The following is a 26542-nucleotide window of genomic DNA, read 5'->3' on the forward strand; positions in this document are numbered from 1 at the left end:
GCGGAGTGACCAGGGTGGGCAGGAGCGCAGCCCGCGGAGTGACCAGGGTGGGCAGCAGCGCAGCCCGCGGAGTGACCAGACAGAAAGGAGGCGCAGGTGTACGCAGAAGAACGGCAGCGGTCCATTGCGGAACTCATCACTTCCTGTGGCCGGGTCTCCGTGGCCGACCTGTCTACGTCCTACGGCGTGACCACCGAGACAGTTCGTCGAGATCTTGCTGTTCTCGACCGCCTCGGCGTCGTCCGCCGCGTACACGGCGGAGCGGTGCCGGCGTCTGCGCTGACAGTCACCGAGCCGGGCGTCGGCGAGCGCGAGTACATCCGTGCCGAGCAGAAGGACGCCATCGCTGCCGCATCCCTCGACTACCTCCCGCCGTCGGGTGGCAGTGCGGTACTCGATGCGGGAACGACCACCGGTCGACTCGCAGCTCTGCTCGGCGGCGACCGAGAACTCACCGTCATCACCAACTCGGTTCCCATCGCCGCACGTCTCGCTCTGTTCGGTGGCGTGAACCTGCGCATGCTGGGGGGTCGCGTTCGCGGAACGACACAGGCCGCCGTCGGCGAGGAAGCATTGACGGCACTCGCGTGGCTGCGCGTGGACGTGGCATTCATCGGAACCAACGCGCTCAGCGTCGGCCACGGCTTGTCGACGCCCGACAGTGACGAGGCCGCAGTCAAGCGAGCAATGGTTCGCAGCGCCAATCACGTCGTGGTGCTGGCGGACTCGTCCAAAATCGGCCGCGAGCATCTCGTGAGCTTCGCTCGAGTGGACAACATCGACGTCCTCGTCACCGATTCGGACATAGACGAAACAGACCACAAGAGTTTGACCGACAACGGAATCGAGGTGGTGATCGCATGATCGTCACACTGACGGCCAACCCGAGTATCGACCGCACCGTGATGCTCGACTCCGAGATGGTTCGCGGCGGTGTGCATCGAGCACGCGGCGCGGCCAGTGACCCAGGAGGCAAAGGCGTCAACGTCGCACGGGTGCTCACGGCGTCCGGAGTTCAGGCGATGGCTGTACTACCCGCCGCCGAGCACGACCCGCTGCTGGAGGCGTTGACTGCGAAGGGAGTTCGGTACTGCGCCGTTCCGACGACTGCGCTTGCGCGCACCAACATCACCGTCAGCGAACCCGGCGGCACGACGACCAAGATCAACGAGCCGGGCCCCGAACTCAGCCGAGAGACTCGTGATGCATTGTTCGCTGCGATCGTCGATCTCGGACGGGACGCGACATGGGTCGTGCTGTCCGGTTCGCTTCCCCCAGGCATCCCTGTCGACTGGTACGCCGAGTTGGTGACGGCTCTACGGGCGACGCCGTGCAAGGTCGCCGTCGATACCTCCGACGCACCCCTGCTCGCCCTCGCGGCCTCGTTTCCCGCGTCCGCGCCGGACCTGATCAAGCCGAACTCCGAAGAACTCGCGCAGCTGACCGGAGTCGACGGCGGCGAGCTCGAACGTGCTGCAGCGGCTGGTGATCCGACTGCGGCGGTGGATGCAAGCCGCATTCTGCTGGCGCGCGGGATCGGGGCAGTTCTGGCAACCCTGGGGAGCGCAGGCGCCGTTCTGGTCACCGACGAGGGGGCATGGTTCGCGACCCCTCCGAAGATCGACGCAATCAGCACCGTCGGCGCAGGCGACTCCTCGCTCGCCGGCTACGTACTCGCCGACATCGAACGATGTGCGCCCGAGGACCGAATCCGCCGTGCCGTCGCGTACGGCACCGCTGCGACCGCGCTGCCCGGCACCACCCTTCCCACCCCCGACCAGGCACACCCCGAATCCGTATCGGTACGAGCACTCGATCTAGGCGTCATCCCGTCCACCACTCCCAGTTCCTCGACACTCTCCTAGGAGCAGTAATGTCCACACCGACCAACGATCCCGCGATCATCGCGGAGGAGCTCATCCTCCTCGACGCGGACCTCGGCGAGTCCAAAGATGCTGTCATCTCCCGACTCTCCGAACTCCTCGCCTCTGCGGGCCGTGCCACCGACGCAGTTCCGCTGCGCGACGCGGCACTCGCCCGCGAGGCCCAATCCGCAACCGGTCTGCCCGGCGGCATCGCTATTCCCCACTGCCGTGCCGAGGCCGTCGTATCGGCTTCCCTCGGATTCGCTCGACTGAACCCGAAGGTCGACTTCGGTGCTCCCGACGGCCCCGCCGACCTGGTCTTCCTCATCGCCGCTCCGGCAGGCGCGGGATCCGCGCACATGAAGCTCCTCTCGAGCCTCGCTCGTGCGCTGGTCAAGCCGGAATTCGTGACTGCGCTACGCGAAGCCCCGAGCGCAGCCGACGTCGTAGCCCTGGTCGACGGAGTCATCAACCCGGCACCGAAAGCCAAGCCCGCCGTTCCGGCCGCAACGGCCACTCCAGCAGCACCGGCACCAACGGCAGCAGCAGCAGACGACGCGCCCAAGCACATCGTTGCCGTCACGGCCTGCCCGACGGGCATCGCGCACACATACATGGCTGCAGACTCGCTCGTCGCCGCCGGTGAACGCGCAGGCGTCACGGTGCACGTCGAGACACAGGGCTCCAGCGGAAGCACCCCCCTCGACCCCGCATTGATCGCCAGTGCCGAAGCCGTCATCTTCGCCACCGACGTCGGGGTCAAGGGCAAGGAACGGTTCGCCGGCAAGCCTGTCATCTCCTCCGGTGTAAAACGTGCCATCAACGAGCCCGACGTCATGGTCACCGAGGCCCTGCGCGCATCGAACGACCCGAACGCCGCACGAGTGTCCGGCACCGCAGCAGCTGCGGGCGGAAGCTCATCGAACGCAGGCGAACTCGGGTGGGGCACACGAATTCGCCAGATCCTGCTGACAGGCGTCAGCTACATGATCCCGTTCGTCGCGGCGGGTGGTCTGCTCATCGCTCTCGGGTTCCTCGTCGGCGGCTACGAAATCTCCAGCAACGCCGAAGAGATCGTCATCAACAACTCGATCACCGCGCTCCCCGACGGCGGTATGCGGGCCTACCTCGGAGCAGTCCTGTTCCAGATCGGCGCGCTGTCGTTCAGCTTCCTGGTCCCGGCACTGGCGGGCTACATCTCGTACGCCATCGCCGACAGACCAGGCTTGGCACCAGGTTTCACGGCAGGCGCTGTCGCAGTGCTCGTCGGTGCCGGATTCATCGGTGGCCTCGTCGGTGGTCTGATCGCTGGTTTCGTCGCTCTGTGGATCAGCAAGTGGAAGATCCCCGCTGTCCTCCGGGGACTCATGCCGGTCGTCATCATCCCGCTGTTCGCCACGCTGATCGTCGGCGGACTGATGTTCCTCGTACTCGGCAAGCCGCTCGCCGCCATCACCAACGGACTCACCAACTGGCTCAACGGACTCAGCGGAACGTCGATCATCATCCTCGGCATCATTCTCGGGCTCATGATGTGCTTCGACCTCGGCGGACCGGTGAACAAGGCCGCGTACGCATTCGCGACGGCAGGGCTATCGGTCACCGACGTAGCCTCGCTACGAATCATGGCCGCCGTCATGGCCGCCGGAATGGTTCCCCCGCTCGCCATGGCACTCGCGTCGCTCGTGCGTCCCCGACTCTTCACCGAAGCAGAGCGTGAAAACGGCAAGGCCGCATGGTTCCTGGGCGCCGCGTTCATCTCCGAAGGTGCGATTCCGTTCGCTGCCGCAGACCCACTGCGCGTCATCCCGTCGATGATGGCGGGCGGGGCGTTGACCGGCGCGCTCATCATGGCGACCGACGTGACCCTCAGCGCTCCACACGGAGGCCTGATCGTGTTCTTCGCCATCGGAAAGTTCCTGTGGTTCCTGATCGCACTCGTTGCAGGAACGCTACTGTCGGCCTTCCTGGTCGTGTTCGCAAAGCAGTTCGTCAAGGGCAAGAACGCTCCCACCGAGGAAGCACTCGACCCCGATCTCGTCACCGCCTGATCCAGCCACCGCCTGAATTCGTCACATATCACTTAGGAGCAGAGAAATGCCAAGCACCACAGTCACCGTCGGATCAGCCATCGGTCTGCACGCACGTCCGGCCGCTGTGATCTCGGAAGCCGTCGCAGACGCCGGAGTCGATGTCACGCTCGCCGTCGACGGCGAAGAGCCGGTGGACGCCGGCTCCGCCCTGATGATCATGACCCTCGGCGCCACCAAGGGAACAGAGGTCACCGTCGAAAGCGAAGACCAAGCGACATTGGACAAGATCGCGGCGTTGGTCGCGTCAGACCTCGACGCCTGACCGTCTCTCGTCTACTGCCTTCGGGCACGCCCGAACGTGTAGAGGATCGACGCGAACACCAACACCCCGGCGCCGGCCAACGCACCGAACGTCCATCGTCCACCCGATGACGTCTCGGTCAGGGTCGGCGCCGGTGGTGGTGACACCAACGATGTTGCGCCGACCAATCTCTCGATCGGCGGCAGCTGCCCACCGGCAGCCTCGGACGCGACCAGGAGGCTGCCGTCGTCACCGAAGGCGACAGCCTCACCCTGCGGTTGAGCGGGAAGCGCAACGACAGTCGGATCCCCCTGCACTGCCTGCACGACGTCTCCGTCGACGACGGGAAACAGGTACACGTCGTTGTACGTGCGTACCGCCACGGTGGTTCCGTCGGTGCTGACCGCGCCGCCCGTTGCCAGCAGAGAACCGGCGATGAAGGGCGGGCCGCCCGGAGTCTCGGTCCCCTCGAACGGCAGGTCACCGACCTTGGTCAGCGCCGTCGGACCGGGAGAGGGCAGTTCGCTCACCGTCGCACCACGCTCGGGTACGTACACACCACTACCGCCCGACGGCTCCTTCGTCACGATGACCGGCCGCCCTCCCGGCTCGATCAGGACTGTCTCCGCGTCGTGAGGACCGTCCGGGTAGACGAGTCGATACAGCTCGCCGTCCCCGGTGGCCGGGTCGATTCGGGTCAGCGCCACCGTATCCCTGCGGCGCAGATTGTCTCCGACGTCGGCCAGCCACAGCTGTCCCCCGTACGACGCGAGATCCTCCACGTCGTACGGATCGACTGGCACGTCGATCCACCGGGTCACCGCACAATCCTCGTCGAGAACCGCGACTCGATGATCCGTTCCGCTGTCGCCGATCGCATACAGCACACCGTCCGAAAAAGTGAGGCCCGACAGCTCATCCAAAGCCGGGTCGGTCGGCGTGCAATAGGTATCGAACTGCTCCTCGCGCACGACGGGCCGATCGTCGGCGGCCGCGACCACAGGGACCAGCATCAACACACCGAGCACCCCGGCCACGACAAGCGAACGCATCGAACTCAGGCGGTCGCGATCTCATAGGCGAAATCCGTCAGAACCGACGCCAGCGCCGTCGGGACCCGCGCTTCCACGCGCGTGCCATCCGCTTCGTGGGACGACTTCGAAATCTTGCCCTCGGTGTGGATCCGAGCGACAAGATCTCCTCGGGTGTACGGCACGAGCACGTCGACCTCGGACTCCGGCCAGGCTAGGATCTCGCCCAGGTGATCGCGAAGTTCGTCGATACCCTCTCCGGTGCGAGCGGACACGAAACGCGCACCCGGAAGCAGCCCACGAAGCTGCGTCAGCTGAACCGGATCCGCCGCATCGATCTTGTTCACGACGATCAGCTCGGGGGGCATCGCCGAGTCCCGTTCCTTGACCACGTCGGCGATGACCTCGCGTACTGCCTTGATCTGGTCGGTCGGGAGCGGATCGGAGCCGTCGACGACATGAAGCAGAAGGTCCGCGTCGGTGACCTCTTCCAGAGTCGAACGGAACGCCTCGACCAGCTGCGTCGGCAGGTGCCGAACGAACCCGACGGTGTCAGTGAGCACGACAGCCCGCCCGTCCTCCAATGTGGACTTGCGCGATGTCGGGTCGAGAGTGGCGAACAGTGCGTTCTGCACGAGAACGCCCGATCCGGTGAGCGCATTGAGCAGGCTGGATTTACCGGCGTTCGTGTATCCCACGATTGCGATCGACGGGACGGTGCTCTCCAGGCGTCGTTCACGCTTGGTGTCACGGGCCTGCTTCATACCCTTGATCTCGCGGCGAAGCTTGGCCATCCGCTCGCGAATGCGCCGACGGTCGGTCTCGATCTTCGTTTCACCGGGGCCACGAAGTCCGACGCCGCCGTTGCTTCCAGCTCGTCCACCTGCCTGGCGCGACATCGACTCGCCCCAGCCGCGAAGCCGGGGAAGCATGTACTCCATCTGAGCGAACGCGACCTGCGCCTTGCCCTCTCGAGACGTCGCGTGCTGAGCGAAGATGTCGAGGATCAACGCCGTCCGGTCGATGACCTTGACCTTGACGACCTTCTCCAACGCATTGAGCTGGGCAGGTGTGAGTTCACCGTCGCAGACGACGGTGTCGGCGCCGGTGGCCAGAACCACGTCCCGCAGCTCGTGCGCCTTGCCGGATCCGATGTAGGTGGCCGAATCGGGCTTGTCTCGACGCTGCACGAGCGCGTCGAGGACTTCCGATCCTGCCGTCTCGGCTAGAGCGGCGAGTTCGGCCATGCTGCTCTCGACCTGTGCGGCAGTGCCGGTGGTCCACACGCCGACGAGAACTACTCTCTCGAGCCGGAGCTGGCGGTATTCGACCTCGGTGACGTCGGCGAGCTCGGTGGACAGCCCGGCCACGCGCCGCAGAGCGGTGCGCTCCTCGAGCTGCATGTCGCCCGATGACGGGTTCGAGTCCTCGTCGGTGTTCGATGCGGCGATGGGTGATCGGGCGATGCGCCTCGACCACGCTTCGGATTCCTCGCGCGTCCACGCGGAGCCGCTGGCAGTCTCGTCGGCTGCTGAATCCTGTCGTTCTGAATCCGTTATCTCGTCAATCCTTCGATGTGGGAATCACACGATTCCTGGTTGTCTTGTTCCGTCGTATTCCATGATCCACGAAATGCCCAGCGTGCGCACGTAAGTTTTGCCTCAGGGTCTTGCCTCAGGCGAGTTCCCGCCACCAGTCGTCACCGATCGTGCCGGTCGCCACCAGCACCGAAGGGCCTCGCAGCGTGGCACCCGAATCGTCGATTACCACGGTGACTTCACCGCCCGGCACTCCGACGACGACTTGGCCCGAGTCCTGTCCCTCGTACGACAGTGCAGCCGCCGCAGCAGCCACCGTGCCGGTTCCGCACGACCGGGTCTCACCCACGCCGCGCTCGAACACTCGCATGTCCACCCGACCGAACTGCAATCTCGTCAGAATTTCGACGTTCGCCCCAGCAGTGAAGAAATCGGAGTCGAGCGCGGGCGCCATGGACAGGTCGAGAGCTCGCAACGACGCGATGTCCACCGACGGGTCGACGCATGCCAGATGCGGATTTCCGACGTCGATGCCGATGCCCTCGAAGCGTCGGCCGGCGAGCGTGGTCGAGCTGGCCCCCATCAGGTGCACATCGCCCATCGAGACGGTGACATCGGCGGTGGTGTCGTCGAACTTGTGCACGATCACGGGACGGGCCCCCGCCCGCGAGCCGACCACGAACCGGTCCTCGGTCTCCAACCCTGCCACCCGAAGGTAGTGCGCGAAGACGCGGACTCCGTTGCCACACATCTCGGCGATGCTGCCATCTCCGTTGCGGTAGTCCATGAACCAGTCTTCGGCGCCGACATCGGCAGGCAGCCGGTCGAGAACTCCGGCGTCGCGCAAAGCACCAGCACGCGCCACGCGAAGGACGCCGTCGGCACCGAGCCCGCGTCGACGATCGCACAGAGCCGCCACGCGTGGTCGAAGAAGTTCGATCTTCACGTCCGGATCGTGCAGAACGACGAAGTCGTTCTGTGTTCCGTGGCCTTTGGCGAAGTGCATTCTGCGGATTCTACTGTCAGACATCGATCGACAGCGCAGCTAGTGGCGCAGTACGGACAGCGCCGAGTCCAGCAGTGCGGGATCGGCGCCGTCGAGCCAGTGCACACGAGGGTCCCGGCGGAACCACGATCGCTGGCGTCGAACGTACCGCCTGGTGCCGATGAATGTGCGTTCCTGCGCGTAGTCGAGGTCACACGTGCCGTCGAGGACGTCGAGCACCTGCGCGTATCCGATGGCACGTGAGGCGGTGACTCCCTCTCTCAATCCGACGTCCACCAGGGCGCGGACTTCGTCGACGAGGCCACCTGTGAACATGGAGTCCGTCCGACGCGCGATGCGCTCGTCCAACGCGACCGTGTCGCGATCGACCCCCAGCAGGCGCGTAGCCCACCGTGGCTCTCCGATGGTCGGCGCCGATGCCGCGAACGGCGACCCGGTGAGCTCGACGACTTCGAGCGCTCGAACCATGCGCCGCCCGTCCGTGGCAAGAATCGATGCCGCAGCCTCGGGGTCTCGCTCCTGCAGAGCCCGGTGGACCGCGTCGGTTCCGCCGTCGGCGAGCACCGCTTCCCAGCGTGCTCGGACGTCCGGGTCGGTCGCCGGAAATTCCCACTCGTCCAGTAGAGATTGGACGTACATCATCGAACCGCCGACGATGATCGGCACCTTGCCGCGCGCCCGGATGTCCTCGACATCGGCCACTGCGGCGTGCTGGTACCGAGCGACGGTCGCGGTCTCGGTCACGTCGAGAACGTCGAGGCGGTGGTGAGGAATCCCCCGCCGCTCCATCGGTGTGAGTTTGGCCGTTCCGATGTCCATGCCGCGGTACTGCTGCATAGCGTCGATATTGACGATCTCACCGTCGAGCCGTTCCGCGAGGTCGAGTCCCAGATCGGACTTTCCGGTAGCGGTCGGGCCGATGACGGCAATCGGTCTGATCTCGGTCACCGAAGCACATCCCAGGTGCCGACGAAGTAGCCCACTCCGAACGGTGCTCCCCGGTAGAGCGTTCGGGGACGAATTCGATCTGTGCCCACGACGCCGGTGAGAGTTTGCCAGGCCGCCACCGAACGAGCACCTACGTCGTGGCACAGTCGCCGGTCCAGCGTGGCCAGTGTTTCCAGGTCGGCCGTGGCCAATGCGTCGTCGATCCGGGCTTGCACGTCCGCCGCCCGGGGGTCGAACGACCCCGGAGCCTTCTCCGTCAAGGTGGTTGCGCCGTCTCCGATGACGAGCAGTCCCCACTCTCGCCCGTCACGGTCCATTTCTTCTCGCAGTTCGCGTCCGAGGCGACGGCACTCTGCCGCCTCGGCCGTCTGTTCGACGAGCCGCACGTCGACGACGCTGCCGGGAGCCGCCTGTCCCCGCAGCCAGCCTGCGATCAGTGCAGGCAGCGGAAGTTCCGGGTCCGCAGCGCTCGCTCGGGGCGACAAGGCAACAGCGACGTCGACACCGTAGCCTGCAAACGTGCCGGACGAGGTCGACGCGACACGACCGCTACTGTCAGCGACACCGACCGCCACCCACCAGTCCGCCGCGGCGGCGAGGAACCTCGCGGCGTCCAGCGACGCAGTGCGAACCTCGGAGGCTTCGGGGGCGCCGCCTCCGGTCAGTTCGGGCACCAGAAGGGGCGGGGACGGCACCAGGGCCACGGCACGAAACACGACACCAACGCTAGCCGGTCGAGCAATCCCAGCCGACACACCAGGTAAGAATCGGCGGACGAGCACACCTAGTCCGGTTACACCTGTTTGAATGGTTCGATCGGTCGACACCGAGTTAACGGCAGCCGTGACGCGCGGCAGAGATGAGGAACAATGACCGATCCCAACGACACCAGCAGCGAAACCCCGAAGCCTGCAGCTCCGAAACCCGGTGGCCCGAAGCCCGGCGGGTCCGCCCGCCCTGTGGCCAAACCTCATCCGGTGTCGACACATGTGGGAACTGTCACGGCCGCACTTGCGCCCCCCAGCGATCCGAGCAAGTTCGGTCGTGTGGACGACGACGGGACCGCCTGGGTCATCACCGCCGACGGCGAACGGCAGATCGGTTCATGGCAAGCAGGCGATGCTGCCGAAGGTCTTGCGCACTTCGGGCGACGCTTCGATGACCTCTCCACCGAGATCGCGCTACTCGAAGCCCGGCTCAGCGCGGGCTCCGGCGATGCCAAGAAGACCAAGGCCGCCGCTGCTGCCCTCGCCGAGACGCTGCCCACGGCGGCGGTCATCGGAGACATCGATTCACTCGCCGAGCGGCTTCGACTCGTCATCGAGCATTCGGACGCGGCCGCTGCGGTTGCGCGGCAGGAGAAGGAAGTCGAGAGGGCCGCGCACACGGCTCGGAAGGAAGAGCTGGCGGCGGAAGCCGAGCAGATCGGCAGCGAGTCGACGCAGTGGAAGCACGCAGGCGACCGACTCCGCGAAATCCTCGATGAATGGAAGACCATCCGCGGCGTTGACCGCAAAGTGGACGACGCGCTGTGGAAGAGATACTCCAAGGCCCGCGAGAACTTCAACCGTCGCCGCGGTGCTCACTTCGCCGACCTCGACCGGGAACGCGGAGCGGCCAAGACCCGCAAGGAAGAGCTGGTGACCCAAGCCGAGGCCCTCTCTGCCTCCACCGACTGGGGTCCGACGGCAGCAGCGTTCCGCGACCTTCTGACCGAGTGGAAGGCCGCTGGTAGAGCGCCACGGGACGCAGACGACGCACTCTGGAAGAACTTCAAGGCCGCCCAGGACGTGTTCTTCGCGGCGCGCAACGCCGCCGCATCCGAACGCGACGCCGAGTTCGAGGCGAACGCAGTCGCCAAGGAAGAGCTGCTCGCGAAGTACGGCAACATCGATCCGAAGAACAACCTCGACGCCGCCCGCTCGGCACTGCGCGAGCTCCAGGAGAAGTGGGACGCGCAGGGCAAGGTTCCGCGCGACAAGATGCAGGAGCTGGAAGGCAGACTGCGGGCGATCGAGAAGTCAGTGTCCGAAGCGGTCGATGCCCAGTGGCGGCGTACGGACCCCGAGGCGCTGGCCCGCGCCGCTCAGTTCCGTGAGCGCGTAGCCCAGTTCGAGGAGCAGGCGGCGAAGGCGACCGCAGCAGGTAAGGACAAGGACGCCAAGCGCGCCCTCGAGCAGGCGCAGCAATGGCGCGAATGGGCCGAGGCAGCCGAAGGAGCCGTCGAGGAGTTGTAGAGAACGGGAGTTGCAGAAATCAGGGCTTGCGGTCGGTGGGCCGACCGAGGACCGGTCCCGCCCACCGCGAGTTCTGTTCGGCCTCCACCGACGCCGCCCGTCGACGTTCCTGAGCGTCCAGCTGCGCGGTGGTCTTGTTCCACACCGCTTTGAGCCACTGGAACGTGAGCGCCACGACGAGGATCCAGCCGATCACCAAACCGATGCCAGGGCCGCTCGCCGTGGAATCCGCGGGCAGCGTCTGCCTCGACCAGATAGACAGCATCCCGAAGACCGATGCAATCGCAGATCCTGCGAGCGCGATCCACGCGAGTGCCCAAATTCTGGTCACTAGCGCAAGCACCGATGCGACGACGGCGAATACCGTCACGAACCACACGAACACCCGCGACGGCAGCGCGATAGCGTCGGCCAACGCGGCGTCGTTGCCGGACAGGACATCGAAGCCGCTGACCGATCCGGTGTGCGGCAGGGCGAGGGTCAGGAGCAGCAGCATCACCAGAACAGCGACGACCACTGCGCGCACGCCCGGATCGATCTCCGAGTCGATGGTCTTCTCGGCCCGGTCGTAGTCGGGCGCCTGGTGGTCGGGGGTCTCGGGAGTCCGAGGGTCGGGGGTCATACCGTGCATCCTGTCGTTGCGGGCAGCGGGGCGGGCGCGCCGACGGACGGCAAACCCAACCCGACACCGATGGGAGCCGTCTTCGGAACTGTTCCACTCTCGAATGCGTCGCCCGCAGACGTACGGCGGTGCGAGGCAACCCCGGCGTCGGCGATGAGGTGGTAGGGCGCTGCCGCCGTGATGGTGGTGGTGACGATGTCACCCGGTCTGATGGCAGCCAGCTGATGTTCTTCGGCACGGAAGTGCACGAGGCGTCCGTCACGCGCACGCCCGCTCTTGCGGTGAGTCGCTGCGTTCTTGCGTCCCTCACCCGTCGCGACCAGGATTTCGACGTCGGTCCCGATCAGTGCGCGGTTCGCGTCGAGGACGATCTCCTCCTGCAGAGCGATCAGTCGGTTGTAGCGTTCCTGCACAACTTCCTTGGGCACCTGGTCGTCCATGTCCGCGGCAGGCGTTCCCGGACGCTTCGAGTACTGGAAGGTGTATGCGTTCGCGAACTTCGCACGCCGCATCACCTCGAGAGTCTGTTCGAAGTCCTCCTCGGTTTCCCCGGGGAAACCGACGATGATGTCGGTCGTGACCGCAGCGTCCGGCATGGCGAGACGGACCTTGTCGATGATGCCGAGGAACTTGCTCTGGCGGTACGACCTACGCATGGACTTCAGAATGCGATCGGAGCCGGACTGCAGCGGCATGTGCAGTGTGGGGCAGATGTTCGATGTGGTCGCCATCGCCTCGATGACGTCGTCGGTGAACTCTGCCGGGTGCGGTGAGGTGAACCGCACTCGTTCGAGTCCGTCGATGGCGCCGCACGCTTTCAGCAGCGACGCGAATGCCCCTCGATCGCGCGGAAGGTCCGGGTCCGCGAACGATGCCCCGTACGCGTTGACGTTCTGACCGAGAAGTGTGACTTCGAGGACACCCTGGTCGACGAGTGCCTGGACCTCGGCCAGGATGTCCGCCGGTCGTCGGTCGATCTCCTTGCCGCGCAGTGCAGGCACGATGCAGAAGGTGCAGGTGTTGTTGCAGCCGACCGAGATGGACACCCATCCGGCGTACGGCGATTCTCGCTTGGCCGGCAATGTGGATGGAAATGCTTCGAGCGACTCCAGGATCTCGACCTGGGCTTCGTCGTTGTGTCGCGCACGCTCCAGCAAGGTCGGCAGCGATCCGATGTTGTGCGTGCCGAACACGACATCGACCCATGGCGCCTTCTTCACGACGGTGTCGCGGTCCTTCTGCGCGAGACATCCTCCGACGGCGATCTGCATGCGCGGATTGCGTGTCTTCGCCGGTCGCAGCATTCCCAGGTTGCCGTAGAGCTTGTTGTCTGCATTCTCGCGCACCGCGCAGGTGTTGAACACCACCAGGTCCGCATCGGTGCCGCTCGATGCGGGGATGTATCCGGCTTCCTCGAGTAGACCAGCCAGCCGCTCCGAGTCGTGCACGTTCATCTGGCAACCGTGCGTTCGAACTTCGTAGCTTCTCTGGGTAGTCAGGTCACTCGTTTCCACCTCCCCAGGGTACGGCCCGGCGGGGACACGCCACGCCCGGGATCCGCGCCCGCCCTGGGCCGATACCGACCGTCAGTAAAGTTTCCATTACATAATCCGAATTGTCGGGCGAAAAGCGCTGTCGACAACCAAACTACGAATAGGGTTCTGCCCTATGACGCACGCCACCGACGCGCCGGCTTCCGGTGCTCTTGCCGATCGACCCCCCATGATCTCCCTGAAATCGGTAGACAAGCATTTCGGTGATCTGCACGTCCTCAAGGACATCGATCTGGAGGTACCTGCTGGGCAGGTCGTCATCGTTCTCGGTCCATCCGGATCGGGCAAGTCGACGCTCTGCCGCACGATCAATCGCTTGGAACCGATCGACTCGGGAACCATCGAAGTCGACGGATCAGTTCTTCCCGCCGAAGGAAAGGCCCTCGCAGCGCTTCGCGCCGATGTCGGCATGGTCTTCCAGTCCTTCAACCTGTTCGCGCACAAGACGATCCTCGAAAACGTGATGCTGGCACCGCAGAAGGTGCGCAAGCTCAAGAAGGACGAGGTCCGCAAGTCGGCGCAGGCGCTTCTCGAACGGGTGGGCATCGCCAACCAGGCCGACAAGTACCCAGCGCAGCTCTCGGGTGGACAGCAACAGCGTGTTGCCATCGCTCGATCGTTGGCAATGAACCCCAAGGTGATGCTGTTCGACGAGCCGACATCGGCCCTCGACCCGGAGATGGTCAACGAGGTGCTCGATGTCATGACCTCGCTGGCCAAGGACGGTATGACGATGCTCGTGGTCACCCACGAGATGGGCTTCGCCCGCAAGGCAGGCGATCGCGTCATCTTCATGGCCGACGGTGCCGTGGTCGAGGACACCGATCCCGAAACGTTCTTCACATCACCCGAATCCGATCGCGCCAAGGACTTCCTGGGCAAGATCCTCGGCCACTGATTCGACAGCCGGAAACACCGCACCATTCCCGAAATCGCACTTCTCAGCATCATTCTTCGCAGAACCAACATGGAGGAACTACCAGTGAGAATCAATCGCCCGCTCCGCATCGCAGCCGGACTCGCCGCACTGGCCGTGGTCGCCACCGCATGTGGCGGCAACGAGGAACGAAGCGTCTCCTCGAGCTCCGAGGGCGGCAAACTCATCGTCGGCATCAAGTACGACCAGCCCGGCCTCGGGCTGCGCAATCCCGACGGCACCTTCAGTGGGTTCGACGTCGAGGTCGCCAAGTACGTCGCGGGCCAGCTCGGAGTCTCCGAGGAGAACATCGAGTTCAAGGAAGCGCCGTCCGCTCAGCGCGAGACTCTCATTCAGAACGGTGAGGTCGACTACATCGTCGCCACCTACTCGATCACCGATGCCCGTAAGGAGAAGGTCGGATTCGCCGGACCGTACTTCGTTGCAGGACAGTCACTTCTGGTTGCCGAAGGCAATACCGACATCACCGGACCCGACACCCTCGCAGGTAAGAAGCTGTGCTCGGTCACCGGCTCGACCCCGGCACAGAAGATCGCCGACGAGTACCCCGACGTCCAGCTTCAGCCGTTCGACACCTACTCGGCGTGCGTCGAGTCCCTCCGAAACGGTGCGATCGACGCGGTCACGACCGACGACATCATCCTGGCTGGTTACGCCGCTCAGTACCCGGGCGAGCTGAAGGTGGTCGGCGAGCCGTTCACCACCGAGAACTACGGGATCGGTCTCGCCAAGGACGACACCGACGGCCGGAACCAGATCAACGACGCCATCGAGGAAATGGTCGCCAGCGGTGCCTGGGAAGAGGCCTTCAACGAGACCGTCGGCGCCTCCGGCTACCAGCTGCCTGCCGAGCCCGTCGTCGACCGCTACTGACGCTTCGCCCCCACGTCGGGTGCACCGAGTGCACCCGACGTGACCGGCCCGCTCCAGCCGATTGGACACCCCTACCTTGAACCTATTGAGCAAGTACGGCGATCAACTCGTCGACGCGTTCATCATGACGATAAAACTGACGGTTCTGTCCGCGATCGGCGCACTGATCATCGGTACGATCATCGCGGCGATGCGTGTGTCACCGATTCCGGTCGCACGCGCGCTCGCTACCGCATACGTCACGATCTTCCGTAATACCCCTCTGACACTGATCATTCTGTTCACCTCGTTCGGTCTCTACCAGACGATGGGTGTCGCTCTTGCTGCGGAAGATTCGCCGACGTTCCTCGTCGACAACAACTTTCGGCTAGCCATCCTCGGTTTGAGCGTCTACACCGCCTCGTTCGTGGCCGAGTCGCTCCGATCCGGAATCAACACTGTCCCGGTCGGGCAAGCCGAAGCCGGCAGATCGCTCGGCATGACCTTCACCCAGAACATCACGATCGTCGTTCTCCCCCAGGCGTTCCGCGCAGTGATCGGTCCGTTGGGAAGTGTGTTGATCGCGTTGACCAAGAACACCACCATCGCATCGGTCATCGGTGTCGCCGAAGCGTCACTGCTGATGAAGACGATGATCGAGAACGAGGCGGCAATCTTCGCTGTCGGTGGACTCTTCGCCCTCGGCTTCGTCATCCTGACGCTTCCGACCGGACTCCTGTTCGGGTACCTCAGCAAGCGATTGGCGGTGAAGTGAATGAGTGACGCCGTAGCCGTTCTCTACGACGTTCCTGGCCCGAAGGCCAAGGCGCGATATCGAATCCTCTCCGGTGTGGTCCTTCTGATCTCCCTCGGAATCGCCTTCCTCATCTATCTGGCTCTCGACTCCAAGGGTCAGCTGACGGCAGCGAAATGGGAGCCGTTCGTCACGTCCAGCACGTGGACGACGTATCTGCTGCCCGGCATTCAGGGAACACTCGTCGCCGCTGCCCTGTCCATCGTGTTCGCTCTGGTACTCGGAGCGGTCCTCGGCATCGGTAGATTGTCCGATCATCGGGCGGTGCGAGCGATCAGCGGTGTCTTCGTCGAGTTGTTCCGCGCCGTCCCCGTGCTGATCCTGATGATCTTCCTGTACGCGGTGTACGCCGAATACGAGGTCTTCAAGGTCCGCTACCTTGCTCTTGCTGCGGTCGTGACCGGTCTGACGCTGTACAACGGTTCGGTCATCGCCGAAATCGTTCGCGCCGGCGTCAATTCGCTCCCGAAGGGGCAGACCGAAGCTGCATCTGCTTTGGGCATGCGCAAAGGCCAGGTCATGCGGATCGTGTTGCTGCCCCAGGCCGTAACCGCGATGTTGCCCGCCATCATCTCGCAGATGGTGGTCGCTCTGAAGGACTCGGCACTCGGCTATTTGATCGGGTACGTCGAAGTGGTTCGGGCCGGTCAGCAGGTCGGCGCGTTCTACGGCAACTACCTGCCTTCTCTCATTATCGTTGCGCTCATCATGATCGTCATCAACTCCATGCTCACCAAGCTGGCGACGGTCGTCGAAGGGCGGATGCGTCAGAAGAAGCGCAAGACCGGTGGAACCGTAGTGCCCGTACAGGACTTCGGCGGAGGACCAGCCGGAGCCGCATAGTCGGCATGAGTGAACGAAAACGAGGCCCGCAACACCGTGAAGGTGTTGCGGGCCTCGTGTATTCGACGACGACCTGTCTCAGGTGGACGATCACCCGAAACGGTCACCGTCGAAGTCTTCGGTGTCAGCGCCCAGCCTGTCCAGTTCGGTCTTGACGACTGCAAACGCCATCCCCTGAGGGTATCCGCGGCGGGCCAGCATTCCTACCAGCTTTCGCACCGTCTTGTCGCGCTCGGCTCGCGCATCGGGAGCGTTGGCGTCGGGCAGCGACAGCGTTCGGCACTTCTTGCGCACCAACTCGGTTGCGCGTCGACGCTCGTCCTCGGAATCGATTTGCTCGAGCGCCGCCGAGGAGTGTTCGTTGCTGACGCCTTTGTCTCGGAGTTCGCGGCTCAGCGCGTGCTTGCCCTTCCCCGCATAGACATGGCGAGAACGCACCCACTGCTCCGCGAATGCACCGTCGTCGACAAGCTTGGCGGCTGCCAGCTTGTCCAGTACCGCAGCGATGACGGTGGGCGTGAAGCCCTTCTTTGCCAACCTTGTCTCGAGCTCATGCCGGCTTCGAGCTCGGTCGGTCAGCAACCGAAGGCAGGCGTCCTTCGCCTGCGCTTCGGTGCCGCCGCCCTCGGGTTCCGGTTCCGGTTCCGGACAGCTACCCCTGACTAGAACTCGACAGGTGCTGCCGTGTCTTCGGTAGCCGTGACGTCGGCGCCGATCTGCAGCTTTTCCATGATCTTCTTCTCGATTTCGTCACGCACGTCCGGGTTTTCGAGCATGAACTTACGGGCGTTCTCCTTGCCCTGGCCGAGCTGATCGCCGTCGTAGGTGAACCAGGAGCCTGACTTTCGAATGAAGCCGTGCTCCACGCCCATGTCGATCAACGAACCTTCTCGGCTGATGCCCTTGCCGTAGATGATGTCGAATTCCGCCTGCTTGAACGGAGGCGCAACCTTGTTCTTGACGACCTTGACGCGCGTACGGTTACCGATCGCGTCGGTACCGTCCTTGAGCGTCTCGATGCGACGGATATCCAGGCGCACGGATGCGTAGAACTTGAGAGCCTTACCGCCGGTTGTTGTTTCAGGCGAGCCGAACATGACGCCGATCTTTTCACGCAGCTGGTTGATGAAGATCACCGTGGTGCCGGAGTTGCTCATGGCACCGGTCATCTTACGCAGCGCCTGGCTCATCAGACGGGCCTGCAGGCCGACGTGACTGTCACCCATCTCGCCCTCGATCTCGGCGCGTGGCACGAGAGCCGCCACCGAGTCGATGACCAGAATGTCGAGCGCGCCCGAGCGGATGAGCATGTCCGCGATTTCCAGCGCCTGCTCACCGGTGTCAGGCTGCGAGACCAGCAGTGCGTCGGTGTCGACGCCGAGCTTCTGGGCGTAATCGGGGTCGAGCGCGTGCTCGGCATCGATGAAGGCGGCGATGCCGCCGGCGCGCTGTGCACTGGCAACGGCGTGAAGCGCGACCGTCGTCTTACCGGAGGACTCAGGGCCGTAGACCTCGATGACACGTCCACGAGGCAAACCACCGATACCGAGCGCGACGTCCAGCGCGATGGAACCAGTGGGAATGACAGCGATCGGCTGACGAACCTCGTCGCCGAGACGCATCACCGATCCCTTGCCGAAGTTCTTGTCGATCTGCGCAAGTGCGAGATCGAGCGCTTTGTCGCGATCGTATGCAGCCATCGTGATCTCCTAGTGTGTCTCGTTCAGCCTGGCGCTGATCTGTGTTGTCGGTAACGGTAGAGCCAGGCACCGACAAGTTGCTTCTCTCGTCCATGCGCACTCCGCTCTTCCTCCAGACCGCAGTCCAGCCGAATGAGTTCAGCATAGGGGAACACGTGTTCGATTACATCACCCGACGCGCCGACACGCCGAAGTTTTCGTCACCACCGGGAGCGGGGCACATCGAACTCCCTGCAGAGTGCACGCCACACGTCGCGAGGATCCACACCCGCTTCGATTGCCTCGGCACCCGTATGTCCGTCGAGACTGGTGATGACGTGGTCGACGAGGATAGAGTCCCCCCGCATCTGTCCGAACTCGTCCACCAGCAGTTCACGGAATTCAGTCAAGCGCACTACCCAACCGTACCGCGACACACCTCCACCGGATCCTCGACGTCGCCGGAGCCTGCCGCGGCGGCGGACGCCGCCTGTGCGTACGCCGGGTCCTTCAGCACTCGCCGGACCGCATCACCGATCGAGTCGGGACTCGGCGGGCGAACCACCACGGCACTTCCTTGCCGCGCGGCACGATTGGCCAGTTCCCACTGATCACCGCCACCGGGGACCGCCACCACCGGAACTCCGTGTATCAGCGATTTGGCCAGCAGTCCGTGCCCGCTGCCACAGACGACCACATCGGCCCGACCCAGCAGTTCGTCCTGCCGTCCGAGCCCGGCGGCCGCCCAACTCGGCAACTCCGCCGGTGGTTCGTCGAGAATCGACGCCACCACCCGAGCGCCACTTCCGTCGAGTCCTCGAAGTGTCATCTCCAGCATTCCCTCGGCCCCGGTGAATGCAGTCGACGGCGCGACCATCACCACTGGGCCGTCACCGGGGGGTAGCGTCAGAATTTCCTCGGTCGGCTCCCAGAGCAGCGGCCCCACCACATGCGCTTCCGTTGGCCAGTCCGGACGCGGCACCTCGAGCGCGGGAATCGTGGCGATCAACCGTGCGACAGGACCTGGATCCTCGGCAGGCAGTCCGATACCGACTCGGGCAGCACTCCGTTGCGCTCGTCCCTGTGCAATCGAGCGGCCAGTCGCCTTGCGCATCAAGGTATCGCGAAGCCGACCTCGAACGCCGGAGCCGGGAGCCAGCCCACTTCCGATGGGCGGCAACCCTTTCGACGGGGCGTACAGCGGATGAGGGGACAGCTCCACCCAGGGCAGTCCGAGCTTCTCCGCCGCCAGACCACCTCCCGCAGTAAGGATGTCGGAGACCACGAGGTCTGCATTCACACTCTGCAGGTCGGGGAGCAGTTCGGTGGCGATGAATGCCGCTCTCGAATGGATGCGTTGTCCCGCGTCCATGTCGTCGTCTTCCGGGCGTGGCGTGAGCCCCTTGAGCGGGCGGGTATCGATTCCGGCGGCACACGCTGCGTCGACCCATCGGGTTCCGGTGAACAGCACGGGCTCGTCCCCGGCGGCGGCGAACCTCAGGCACAGCGCGATCGCGGGAAACGCATGCCCTGGATCGGGTCCGGCCACTACCGCTACTCGCACGCAGCTCAGCGTGCCACAGTTTTCACTCGCCGGAGTCCAGGTGGTCGCGAAGGATGGATTCTGCCGCGGACAGGGTCCGGTCGCGATCGGTTCCGACCAGTCCGATCCTCGTTCGTCGATCGAGCAGGTCCCCCACGGTTCGGGCACCCTCGAAGCGAACCGAGAACGCCAGTTCGGCCGCACATACGTCGATACCGTCGGCGATCGGGACCAATCCATCGTGCAGCGTGTCCGCAAGCCTGTGAACGATCCTCGCCTCGGTGCCGTACCGACGGACGAGCGTCGCCGAGGCCGGTACAGCGGCGAGCTCGGACGCGGTCGCTGCACCCACCAGCGGGATGGACTCCGTGTGCGAGGGTCCAGCGGTGAGTCCGACAGCGTCGAGCGCCGCATCGACCGCGTGTCGAGCCATCAGTCGATACGTCGTCAGTTTGCCGCCGACCACACTTATCGGCCCGTCACCGTCGGCGAGCACCGCATGCCTCCTCGACACGTCGGCGGACGGCCCGTCACCCGAGCCGAGAAGCGGCCGTAGACCGGCGAACGCACCGATGACATCGGCCCGAGTCAGTGTCGGGTTCACCGCCGTCGCAAGGATGTTCAGGAGGAACTCGATTTCCTGCTCCGTCGGGACGGGAACATCCGGTATCGCGCCCTCCGCCGACTCGTCCGTGAGACCGACGTACACGCGATTCAGAGGCGCAGGCAATGCGAACACGAACCGAGTGCGCTCCCCCGGTACTGGAATCGCCAACGAGCATGTGAGTCCCCCGAACGCCGCTGCATCGAACACCAGATGTGTACCCCGACTGGGTCGCAACGCGATCCGTGGATCGATCTCTCCCGCCCACACACCGGTTGCATTGATCACGACCTTGGCGCGCACTCGCGTCGTGTCGCCGGTCGCTTCGTCGCGAAGAACCGCCGACGTCCGATCGACGTCGGATGCACTGACCCCGGTAAGGATGGACGCGCCGTACAACGCTGCCGTACGCGCGATCGCGACGACAAGACGGGCATCGTCGACGAGCTGGCCGTCCCACGACTGTGCGCCGCCTCGCAGACCCTCGCGCAGCACTGTCGGAGCAGCGGCCGCCACGGCGTCCGCACTGACACGCCGCGCCCGGGGCAGTATCGATACCGGCGTGCCGGCCATGCTTCGCAGAACATCACCCGTCGCCAGCCCCGCACGAATCACCGCCTCGCCCACCGTCGACATCGACGCGTGCAGCGGCACTATCTGCGCCAAGGGCCGTACGAGGTGCGGCGCGGTCCGAGTCATCAAGATCCCGCGTTCCACGGCGCTCTCGCGAGCGATAGCGAACTGACCCGATGCGAGGTATCGCAGTCCGCCGTGGACGAGTTTGGAACTCCATCTACTGGTACCGAAGGCCAGATCGTGCTTCTCGACGAGGACGACCTTCAACCCCCTCGACGCAGCGTCGAGGGCGATACCTGCACCGGTGACACCGCCACCGACGACGAGAACGTCGACAGCATCCCCCTGCCATACCGACTCCGCTTCACGCCGACGCCTGAACTCGCTCAACCCGGAATCCCGGGCCCCGGTCAGCACTGAACGGGCAGGCGCAGGTACGCGTCGACTGCGTACGCGATTTCCGCGACGAGATCGTCACCGGAGATCCGAGCGGAAACCATGTTGGCCGATTGAACAGCGGATTGGACCATCAGCAGCACGACGCAGGCCATCTGCATGGGGTCGCCGTCACGAATCGACGAATCTTGCTGCCCCAACGACAACATCGGCGCAAGGGTGTCGATGATCGCAGACTGACTCGCTCCGAGACGATGCAGGATATACGTGGACAGAATGTCCGGATCCGACTCGAGAATCTTCACGAACAACGGATGCGTACGGATGCTGTTCGCCACATCGGCCGTGGCAGAGGATATCTGAGCGCGGACCGATCCGTCGACGCCGAAGGTCGGGATGACCGACCCGATCTCGCGAGTGAGGAGACTGGACACCACCGCACGCGTATCGGCCCACCTGCGGTACACCGTGGGACGACTCACCTGAGCGCGACGGGCGATCTCGGCCAGTGTCGTACGCCTGACGCCGTATTCGAGAATGCACCCGCGTGCGGCGTCGAGCACCTGATCCTCGATGGTCGACACGGCAGTCGACTGCTCGCTCACTGTGGACACCTCGTTCGATCGACCCGGTTCAGCTCATCTACATCCAGGACATGTTACAAACATGCGACTTATGTAACACTATAGATCATGCAGGAACTGCCTCCGGTCGAGCTGCCCGTCATGTCGTGGGATGCGTGGGGGATCCCGGAGAATCGACGCTCTCTGAGCGTCGAGGTCGAGTCGGTACTTCGCACTGCACTTGGCATCTCGCCTCGTGGTCGCGCGGACTCATCGGAGAATTCGGTGACACTGACGCGTTCTCGACTGTCCGTCGAACGTCGTCACACACTGGAGACGATTGTCGGCGCTGCCCATGTGGCGACCGAAGACGCTGTGCGGGTGCATTTTCTCGGCGGCAAGAGCACGCTCGATCTTCTCGCACGACGCTCCGGAACGCTCCAGTTCGCTCCTGACGCCGTCGTGTTCCCCGCGGACGAAGAAGAAGTCCACGCCCTTCTCCGGTACTGCAGCGACGAGTCGATCGCTGTCGTTCCGTTCGGCGGTGGAACCAGCGTCGTCGGCGGGGTGGATCCGGTTCGTGAGTGGTTCGACACGGTGATCACCATCAGCACACGCCGCATGAACGCGATGACGGCACTCGACGAGGTGTCACGAACGGCGACTCTGCAAGCGGGCGTCTGCGGCCCCGAGGCGGAACACATGCTCGCTCGGCACGGGCTCTCGCTCGGCCACTACCCCCAATCCTTCGCGTTCGCCAGTATCGGCGGGTTCGCAGCGACACGGTCCTCCGGTCAGGCATCTGCCGGGTACGGCCGTTTCGACGACATGGTCGAGTCGATGACCGTCGTGACTCCGATCGGTATCACCGTGTGCGGACGGGCAACCGCATCTGCTGCGGGCCCCGACCTGCGCCAGGTCTTCCTCGGCTCGGAGGGAACGCTGGGAATCATCACCTCGGTGACCGTCCGTGTGCACCCGGTTCCCGAATGCACCGAGTATCGATCGTGGTGGTTCCCCGACTTCGTGAGCGGCTCGGCGGCATTCCGGGATCTGGCAGCGACGACCGGTAGACCGACTGTCATGAGGTTGTCGGACGAGACCGAGACAGCGGTCAACGGATCGAAGGACGGTGGCTGCGTCGCCGTCGCAACGTTCGAGGGCACGCGCGCGGAGGTACAGGCCCGGGCAAACACGGCCGACGGCGTCGTCACCGCACGCGGCGGTGAAGTCCGTAGTTCCGAGAGCGCGCGGCGCTGGGAACACGAGCGCTTCGACGCACCGTACCTTCGCGACTCGCTCCTCGACACGGGTGCGTTCGCGGAGACTCTGGAAACTGCCACCAGCTGGGCAGCGCTGGCGTCGGTTCGGGCAACCATCTCGTCGACGCTCGTAGGAACGCTCACCGAACTGGGCACCCCGCCGATCGTGATGTGCCACATTTCGCACGTCTATCCGACAGGTGCATCGTTGTACTTCACGGTGGTCTGCGCCACGGCCGCAGACCCGTCGACTCAGTGGCGAACGGCCAAGGATGCCGCCACCCGAGCAATGATGGAACTCGGTGCGACGCTCACGCACCACCACGCGGTCGGACGAGATCACCTCCCGTACATGACAGCCGAGGTCGGAACCGTCGGGGCGACGTTGCTGCGTGCCATGAAGGTAGCGGTCGACCCCGCAGGCGTGCTGAATCCTGGCAAGCTGATCCCGTGACCGTAACCGTCCTGACGAACCCCACCGCCGGGAACGGACGTGCATCGAGGGTGTCGGAAGTCGTGGTTGCCCGTCTTCGCGACCGTGGTACACGCGTGATCACCATCGAGGGTAGAACACCTGGCGAGGCGCTCGAATCGACCAAGCGAGCCGTTCGCGCGGGAACGGATGCACTGGTGGCCGTCGGCGGTGACGGACTGGTCAACCTTGCGCTGCAAGCCGTCGCCACGACGACCACACCGATTGCGGTAGCGCCCGCCGGCACGGGTAACGATTTCGCTCGGTTGCTCGGAGTGCCACTCGGGGATCCCGTTGCCGCAGCCGACATCGTCGGCGAAGGCAGAGTTCGAACCATGGATCTCGGGCGAGTCGATGGCAGATGGTTCGCCACCGTTCTCTCCAGCGGATTCGACAGCCTGGTGACCGAACGCGCGAACAGACTCCGCTGGCCGAGGGGGCCATTGCGCTACAACATTGCAATGTTGTTGGAATTGAGCAGATTTCGGCCCATTCCTTACCGACTCGAACTCGACGATCGATCCTTCGATGTCGACGCCACACTGGTGACCGTCGGGAATGGACCTACCTACGGCGGCGGAATGGCAATCTGCCCCGACGCGCGTGCCGACGACGGTCTCCTCGATGTCACCGTCGTGCGGGCGTCGAGCAGAACCCGATTGGTCAGACTCTTCCCCACTCTGTACAAGGGAACTCACGTCACGTTGCCAGAGGTCGATACCTATCGGGCAGCACGAGTGACTCTCACTGCCCAGGGGATGGTCGCCTACGCGGACGGCGAGCGGTTTCCCCCTCTACCCGTATGCATAGAGGTTGTGCCCCGCGCCGTCAACGTGCTGGTAGGTTCGGCGTCCAGCCTCCAACGGTGACCGTCAGAGCTTGGTCAGGTCGCGGTCCGAGTCCGCAGTGATCGCCTTGAACAGCCAGTAGATTCCGAATACGATCGCGCCGGCCACCGCAACCCAGAACAGTCCCTTGATCACTGCGCCCAGCACTGCGAAGGCGAGCCAGACCAGGACGATCACGCCGAGAATTTTCCAGAACATGGTATTTCCCTTTCCTTGTGTGCTTCGATCCTGGCACGCAAGGACGGTCGGATCACCGATCCGGCACGGAGTTCAGGGAAAGATGGGTGAAGACCCTGAGCCGCGAACTTCAGAGATGCCGAACTTCAGAGATGCCGACTTCGGATCGCGGCCAACTCCGCGAGCGCAGTCGCCCACCCTTCCAAGCGGTCGGTCGCCGAGATCAACTCAGCTTTGCGCCCTTCCACTGCGCTCGACGGTAGGCCGTTGGGACTGGTCAAGCGAGCTGCTGCCGCAACCAGTTCCTCGTATTGGTCGACGCCGTTGTCCAATTCGACTGCAGCAGCGGCGATTGTGGCGGTGAGATGGCTCGCTGCGCGAGCACTGCCTTCCGCAGCACGCTCCATGGCGACGATATCGGCAGCCATGTCCGTCAACGCACGAGCTGCGCTGCTGGCCACGTCTGTCGTCTCCGCGACTTCCGCCGGGTCCACGAACTCCGACCGCATCAGAATTCCGGTGAGCTCGTACAGACTCGACTGTGCACCTACCAGTCGAGACATCGGCTCGAACGATGCGGACGATCGGTGCGGCAATACGGTCTTGGCCGGCCTGGCCGCAGGCATCGGCTGCGCTTTCAGACGCCGGTAACGACCGATCGCCAACACGGCAGGAACCGCGAACACAGCCGCACCGCCACCGGTCACGATCATTGCCCACTCCGGCGCCGACGCCACCGCAAGTCCAGCAGTGGACGCCGCCGAGGCCCCGGACGCGCTACCCAGCCACGTGCCACGGCGTCTGGCGCGGCGGATCCGACGAATGTGCTTCTTCCGCGGGTCGTTCCAGCGCCCTACCGCCTGGACCGCCGATTCCACGGATCTACGAGCAGTGTCTGCAGCGCCGCGCACCGCCGACAGCGAGTCGGATACGGGCATGGCCGACCACGTTCGTGGTCGGCCATGCTGGTCCTTGCTCACGTTCGACTAGTTCTGTGCCGGAGGCTCAGGGGTCGCGTTCGGAGACTTGGCGATGGACGGCTTGGCCGCCGACGCCGAGTTGCCCGACGGCAACGAGTCACCTGCCATGGATGCCCGAATCTGCTCGAGCCTGCTGTGCCCGGCCATCTGTACCGATGCCTGCTGCACCTCCATCATGCGTCCGGACACCGTGTTCTGCGCCAGTTCGGCGGAACCGAGTGCGTCCGCGTAGCGCCGCTCGATCTTGTCGCGAACGGCGTCCAGGCTCGGAGTGTTACCAGGCGCGGACAGCGTGCTGTCCATCGACCGCAACGACTCGCTGACCTTCTCCTGCATCTTCGCCTGCTCGAGCTGGCTGAGCAGCTTCGTGCGTTCGGCGACCTTTGCCTGCAGTGCCATCGCGTTCTGCTCGACTGCCTTCTTCGCCTGCGACGCTGCCTGCAGAGACTGGTCGTGCAGAACTTTCAAGTCCTCGACGCTTTGCTCGGCGGTCACGAGCTGCGCAGCGAACGCCTCGGCGGCGTTCGTGTACTGGGTGGCCTTGTCGACGTCGCCTGCTGCCGCCGCCTGGTCGGCGAGCGTCACCGCCTGCCGCGCGTTCGCGTTGAGCTTCTCGACCTCGTCGAGCTGACGGCTCAGCTTCATTTCCAGCTGACGCTGGTTGCCGATCACCGACGCCGCCTGCTGAGACAACGCCTGGTGCTGGCGCTGTGCGTCTTCGATCGCCTGCTGAATCTGAACCTTGGGGTCGGCCTTCTCGTCGATTTTGGAATTGAAGAGCGCCATCATGTACTTCCAGGCCTTGACGAAAGGATTAGCCATGGGTTGATCCTGCCTCCATCTTGAGCGCCGTGTATCGCGC

General features: G+C 64.5%; 26 protein-coding genes and 1 pseudogene. 11 read left to right on the forward strand and 16 right to left on the reverse strand.

All coding sequences use genetic code 11. The annotated features are described in order from the left end of the window. Positions 1-96 precede the first annotated feature (96 nt). Genes ACODSO_RS06670 through ACODSO_RS06685 form a run of 4 tightly spaced genes read left to right on the forward strand, consistent with a single transcriptional unit; the run spans position 97 to position 4220 of the window. Complete coding sequence (locus tag ACODSO_RS06670) at positions 97-864, forward strand: DeoR/GlpR family DNA-binding transcription regulator (RefSeq protein WP_489035970.1); 768 nt, start codon at positions 97-99, stop codon at positions 862-864. Then, the gene (locus ACODSO_RS06675; protein ID WP_489035972.1) at positions 861-1865 is read left to right on the forward strand and encodes a 1-phosphofructokinase family hexose kinase; all 1005 of its coding nucleotides are present in this window, start codon (positions 861-863) and stop codon (positions 1863-1865) included. Before ACODSO_RS06670 ends, ACODSO_RS06675 begins: the two co-directional genes overlap by 4 nt. Before the next feature lie 8 nt (positions 1866-1873). Further along, positions 1874-3916, forward strand: coding sequence for a PTS fructose transporter subunit IIABC (locus tag ACODSO_RS06680; RefSeq protein ID WP_489035973.1), 2043 nt, complete (start codon positions 1874-1876; stop codon positions 3914-3916). A 46-nt stretch (positions 3917-3962) separates the two neighbouring features. After that, entirely contained in the window at positions 3963-4220 is a 258-nt protein-coding gene (locus tag ACODSO_RS06685; RefSeq protein ID WP_068375808.1) for an HPr family phosphocarrier protein, read from the forward strand. A gap of 11 nt (positions 4221-4231) precedes the next feature. On the opposite strand, the gene ACODSO_RS06690 is transcribed toward ACODSO_RS06685, so the two are convergent. From ACODSO_RS06690 to ACODSO_RS06710, 5 genes are all read right to left on the reverse strand, one after another. Further along, complete coding sequence (locus ACODSO_RS06690) at positions 4232-5251, reverse strand: hypothetical protein (protein WP_489035975.1); 1020 nt, start codon at positions 5249-5251, stop codon at positions 4232-4234. Positions 5252-5256: 5 nt separating this feature from the next. Next, entirely contained in the window at positions 5257-6696 is a 1440-nt protein-coding gene (gene hflX / locus ACODSO_RS06695; protein ID WP_489036161.1) for a GTPase HflX, read from the reverse strand. Positions 6697-6904: 208 nt separating this feature from the next. After that, positions 6905-7774 carry a diaminopimelate epimerase gene (dapF, locus tag ACODSO_RS06700; RefSeq protein WP_489035976.1) on the reverse strand — a complete coding sequence of 290 codons (870 nt, stop codon included), beginning with the start codon at positions 7772-7774 and terminating at the stop codon, positions 6905-6907. Positions 7775-7813: 39 nt separating this feature from the next. Continuing rightward, positions 7814-8722, reverse strand: a complete 909-nt coding sequence (gene miaA, locus ACODSO_RS06705) for a tRNA (adenosine(37)-N6)-dimethylallyltransferase MiaA (protein ID WP_489035978.1) — start codon at positions 8720-8722, stop codon at positions 7814-7816. After that, entirely contained in the window at positions 8719-9438 is a 720-nt protein-coding gene (locus tag ACODSO_RS06710) for a class III extradiol ring-cleavage dioxygenase family protein (RefSeq protein WP_489035979.1), read from the reverse strand. The genes miaA and ACODSO_RS06710 overlap by 4 nt, the downstream gene beginning before the upstream one ends. Before the next feature lie 153 nt (positions 9439-9591). Here ACODSO_RS06710 and ACODSO_RS06715 point away from each other — a divergent pair, with 153 nt between their 5' ends. After that, positions 9592-10959 carry a DUF349 domain-containing protein gene (locus ACODSO_RS06715; protein ID WP_489035980.1) on the forward strand — a complete coding sequence of 456 codons (1368 nt, stop codon included), beginning with the start codon at positions 9592-9594 and terminating at the stop codon, positions 10957-10959. Between the two features lie 19 nt (positions 10960-10978). On the opposite strand, the gene ACODSO_RS06720 is transcribed toward ACODSO_RS06715, so the two are convergent. Next, the gene (locus ACODSO_RS06720; protein WP_489035981.1) at positions 10979-11581 is read right to left on the reverse strand and encodes an Rv2732c family membrane protein; all 603 of its coding nucleotides are present in this window, start codon (positions 11579-11581) and stop codon (positions 10979-10981) included. Continuing rightward, on the reverse strand, positions 11578-13095 hold the full coding sequence (gene miaB / locus ACODSO_RS06725) for a tRNA (N6-isopentenyl adenosine(37)-C2)-methylthiotransferase MiaB (protein ID WP_489035982.1): 1518 nt from the start codon (positions 13093-13095) through the stop codon (positions 11578-11580). The genes ACODSO_RS06720 and miaB overlap by 4 nt, the downstream gene beginning before the upstream one ends. Positions 13096-13303: 208 nt before the next feature. Here miaB and ACODSO_RS06730 point away from each other — a divergent pair, with 208 nt between their 5' ends. From ACODSO_RS06730 to ACODSO_RS06745, 4 genes are all read left to right on the forward strand, one after another. Next, positions 13304-14032, forward strand: a complete 729-nt coding sequence (locus tag ACODSO_RS06730; RefSeq protein ID WP_489036162.1) for an amino acid ABC transporter ATP-binding protein — start codon at positions 13304-13306, stop codon at positions 14030-14032. A gap of 84 nt (positions 14033-14116) precedes the next feature. Then, positions 14117-14944: a glutamate ABC transporter substrate-binding protein gene (locus ACODSO_RS06735; protein ID WP_489035984.1), complete on the forward strand. Its 828-nt coding sequence runs from the start codon at positions 14117-14119 to the stop codon at positions 14942-14944. 76 nt (positions 14945-15020) lie between these two features. Further along, positions 15021-15698: an amino acid ABC transporter permease gene (locus ACODSO_RS06740; RefSeq protein WP_068375784.1), complete on the forward strand. Its 678-nt coding sequence runs from the start codon at positions 15021-15023 to the stop codon at positions 15696-15698. Next, positions 15699-16580 carry an amino acid ABC transporter permease gene (locus tag ACODSO_RS06745; protein WP_068375782.1) on the forward strand — a complete coding sequence of 294 codons (882 nt, stop codon included), beginning with the start codon at positions 15699-15701 and terminating at the stop codon, positions 16578-16580. It abuts the gene before it with no gap. A 90-nt stretch (positions 16581-16670) separates the two neighbouring features. On the opposite strand, the pseudogene ACODSO_RS06750 reads toward ACODSO_RS06745, so the two are convergent. The 6 genes and pseudogenes from ACODSO_RS06750 to ACODSO_RS06775 all read right to left on the reverse strand — a co-directional run. Then, positions 16671-17201 (reverse strand): annotated as a pseudogene (locus ACODSO_RS06750) (regulatory protein RecX); the annotation flags it as partial. A 41-nt stretch (positions 17202-17242) separates the two neighbouring features. After that, positions 17243-18280, reverse strand: a complete 1038-nt coding sequence (recA, locus tag ACODSO_RS06755) for a recombinase RecA (RefSeq protein WP_068375779.1) — start codon at positions 18278-18280, stop codon at positions 17243-17245. Positions 18281-18480: 200 nt separating this feature from the next. Continuing rightward, positions 18481-18675: a DUF3046 domain-containing protein gene (locus ACODSO_RS06760; protein ID WP_068375796.1), complete on the reverse strand. Its 195-nt coding sequence runs from the start codon at positions 18673-18675 to the stop codon at positions 18481-18483. Further along, a complete protein-coding gene (locus ACODSO_RS06765) occupies positions 18675-19823 on the reverse strand; it encodes a glycosyltransferase (RefSeq protein ID WP_489035987.1) in 1149 nt (382 codons plus the stop codon). The genes ACODSO_RS06760 and ACODSO_RS06765 overlap by 1 nt, the downstream gene beginning before the upstream one ends. A 22-nt stretch (positions 19824-19845) precedes the next feature. Then, complete coding sequence (locus ACODSO_RS06770) at positions 19846-21372, reverse strand: glycerol-3-phosphate dehydrogenase/oxidase (RefSeq protein WP_489035989.1); 1527 nt, start codon at positions 21370-21372, stop codon at positions 19846-19848. 20 nt (positions 21373-21392) lie between these two features. Next, positions 21393-21983, reverse strand: coding sequence for a TetR/AcrR family transcriptional regulator (locus ACODSO_RS06775; RefSeq protein WP_489035991.1), 591 nt, complete (start codon positions 21981-21983; stop codon positions 21393-21395). Between the two features lie 120 nt (positions 21984-22103). Between ACODSO_RS06775 and ACODSO_RS06780 the strand changes: the two genes are divergently transcribed. After that, positions 22104-23657, forward strand: coding sequence for an FAD-binding oxidoreductase (locus ACODSO_RS06780; RefSeq protein WP_489036163.1), 1554 nt, complete (start codon positions 22104-22106; stop codon positions 23655-23657). Beyond that, positions 23654-24544 carry a diacylglycerol kinase gene (locus ACODSO_RS06785; protein WP_489035992.1) on the forward strand — a complete coding sequence of 297 codons (891 nt, stop codon included), beginning with the start codon at positions 23654-23656 and terminating at the stop codon, positions 24542-24544. The genes ACODSO_RS06780 and ACODSO_RS06785 overlap by 4 nt, the downstream gene beginning before the upstream one ends. A 3-nt stretch (positions 24545-24547) precedes the next feature. On the opposite strand, the gene ACODSO_RS06790 is transcribed toward ACODSO_RS06785, so the two are convergent. The 3 genes from ACODSO_RS06790 to ACODSO_RS06800 all read right to left on the reverse strand — a co-directional run bounded on the left by ACODSO_RS06790 (position 24548) and on the right by ACODSO_RS06800 (position 26502). Continuing rightward, positions 24548-24721, reverse strand: coding sequence for a hypothetical protein (locus ACODSO_RS06790; protein ID WP_197480811.1), 174 nt, complete (start codon positions 24719-24721; stop codon positions 24548-24550). 125 nt (positions 24722-24846) lie between these two features. Then, on the reverse strand, positions 24847-25638 hold the full coding sequence (pspM, locus tag ACODSO_RS06795) for a phage shock envelope stress response protein PspM (RefSeq protein WP_489035994.1): 792 nt from the start codon (positions 25636-25638) through the stop codon (positions 24847-24849). A gap of 48 nt (positions 25639-25686) precedes the next feature. Then, positions 25687-26502: a PspA/IM30 family protein gene (locus ACODSO_RS06800; RefSeq protein ID WP_068375715.1), complete on the reverse strand. Its 816-nt coding sequence runs from the start codon at positions 26500-26502 to the stop codon at positions 25687-25689. Positions 26503-26542: the final 40 nt, after the last annotated feature.

This window comes from Rhodococcus sp. FG69 (assembly GCF_057808915.1).

Bases quoted from the DNA above. Each gene is read 5' to 3' on its own strand.
- ACODSO_RS06675 (WP_489035972.1), top strand. From the start codon at position 861: ATGATCGTCACACTGACGGCCAACCCGAGTATCGACCGCACCGTGATG.
- ACODSO_RS06680 (WP_489035973.1), top strand. From the start codon at position 1,874: ATGTCCACACCGACCAACGATCCCGCGATCATCGCGGAGGAGCTCATC.
- ACODSO_RS06685 (WP_068375808.1), top strand. From the start codon at position 3,963: ATGCCAAGCACCACAGTCACCGTCGGATCAGCCATCGGTCTGCACGCA.
- ACODSO_RS06690 (WP_489035975.1), bottom strand. From the start codon at position 5,251: ATGCGTTCGCTTGTCGTGGCCGGGGTGCTCGGTGTGTTGATGCTGGTC.
- dapF (WP_489035976.1), bottom strand. From the start codon at position 7,774: ATGCACTTCGCCAAAGGCCACGGAACACAGAACGACTTCGTCGTTCTG.
- ACODSO_RS06715 (WP_489035980.1), top strand. From the start codon at position 9,592: ATGACCGATCCCAACGACACCAGCAGCGAAACCCCGAAGCCTGCAGCT.
- ACODSO_RS06720 (WP_489035981.1), bottom strand. From the start codon at position 11,581: ATGACCCCCGACCCTCGGACTCCCGAGACCCCCGACCACCAGGCGCCC.
- ACODSO_RS06730 (WP_489036162.1), top strand. From the start codon at position 13,304: ATGATCTCCCTGAAATCGGTAGACAAGCATTTCGGTGATCTGCACGTC.
- ACODSO_RS06745 (WP_068375782.1), top strand. From the start codon at position 15,699: ATGAGTGACGCCGTAGCCGTTCTCTACGACGTTCCTGGCCCGAAGGCC.
- recA (WP_068375779.1), bottom strand. From the start codon at position 18,280: ATGGCTGCATACGATCGCGACAAAGCGCTCGATCTCGCACTTGCGCAG.
- ACODSO_RS06780 (WP_489036163.1), top strand. From the start codon at position 22,104: ATGTCGTGGGATGCGTGGGGGATCCCGGAGAATCGACGCTCTCTGAGC.
- ACODSO_RS06790 (WP_197480811.1), bottom strand. From the start codon at position 24,721: ATGTTCTGGAAAATTCTCGGCGTGATCGTCCTGGTCTGGCTCGCCTTC.
- pspM (WP_489035994.1), bottom strand. From the start codon at position 25,638: ATGCCCGTATCCGACTCGCTGTCGGCGGTGCGCGGCGCTGCAGACACT.
- ACODSO_RS06800 (WP_068375715.1), bottom strand. From the start codon at position 26,502: ATGGCTAATCCTTTCGTCAAGGCCTGGAAGTACATGATGGCGCTCTTC.